The 808-nt window shown below is 66.2% G+C and carries 1 protein-coding gene; it reads left to right on the forward strand.

The annotated features are described in order from the left end of the window. On the forward strand, positions 1–808 hold an 808-nt coding region (locus ACTF4R_RS21145), incomplete at both ends, for an AMP-binding protein (RefSeq protein WP_440010623.1).

The following is an 808-nucleotide window of genomic DNA, read 5'->3' on the forward strand; positions in this document are numbered from 1 at the left end:
ATGCTCTTCCTGATGTACACCTCCGGCACGACCGGCCAGCCCAAGGGCGTCAAACACACCACCGGTGGGTATCTCTCCTACGTCGCCTGGACCTCCCAGACCGTCCTCGACATCGAGGCCGACGACACGTACTGGTGTTCGGCGGACATCGGCTGGATTACGGGCCACTCCTACATCGTCTACGGACCGCTCGCGCTCGGCACCACCAGCGTGATGTACGAGGGGACGCCGGACTACCCCGAGAAGGACCGCCTCTGGCAGATCGTCGAGGAGTACGGCGTCGACATCTTCTACACGGCGCCGACGGCCATCCGGGCGTTCATGAAGTGGGGGAGTCAGCACCCCGACCAGCACGACCTCTCCTCGCTCCGACTGTTGGGCACGGTCGGGGAACCGATCAACCCGCGCGCGTGGAAGTGGTACTACAAGCACATCGGCGACGAGAACTGCCCCATCGTCGACACCTGGTGGCAGACCGAAACCGGTGGCATGATGGTCACCACCCTCCCCGGCGTCGGGACGATGAAGCCCGGTTCGGCCGGCCCGGCCCTGCCGGGCATCGACGCGAAGGTCGTCGACACGACGGGCGAGGAGGTAGAGCCGGGTCGCGCCGGCTACCTCACCGTCGACAAGCCCTGGCCGGGCATGCTCCGCACCCTCTACGAGAACGACGACCGCTACGTCGAGGAGTACTGGGCGGAGTACTCCGACACCGAGAGCGACGACCCCGACGACTGGGTGTACTTCCCCGAGGACGGCGCGAAAATCGACGACGACGGCTACATCACCGTCCTCGGGCGGGTCGACG

Source organism: Halomicrococcus pelagicus (assembly GCF_051917725.1).
Lineage (GTDB): Archaea > Halobacteriota > Halobacteria > Halobacteriales > Haladaptataceae > Halomicrococcus.